We start from the raw sequence: 299 nt of genomic DNA, 5'->3' as shown, positions 1-299 counted from the left end.
ACCACCGCAGAATCTATCCCGCCGGACAATCCGAGAGCCACCGAACGAAAACCGTTCTTGTGCACATAGTCTCGTAGTCCGGTCACCAGTGCGCCCCACACTTGTTCCTCGGTGCTCGCTATCTCTGCGAGGTACGGCTCGGCTCGCTGCCAGCCGGTGATCGCGACGTCGGGCAGCGGTATCCGGTCGATGCTCCAGCCGGGTACCGCCGCGGCGTCCGGACCCGGATCGGCGGGCGCATCGACGTCGACGATCAACAGATGCTCGACGAACTGCGGGGAGCGGCCCCAGGTGGAACC

Annotated in this window: 1 pseudogene; it reads right to left on the bottom strand. The window is 65.6% G+C overall.

What is annotated here, in order from left to right:
- Window positions 1-299: pseudogene (locus A2J02_RS18890) on the bottom strand (NAD+ synthase); the annotation flags it as partial.

It is taken from the genome of Rhodococcus sp. EPR-147 (genome assembly GCF_001647185.1).
Taxonomy (GTDB): Bacteria; Actinomycetota; Actinomycetes; order Mycobacteriales; family Mycobacteriaceae; genus Rhodococcoides.
Note: the sequence above shows the minus strand (reverse complement) of the source record. Positions and strands in the feature narration are given on the sequence as shown.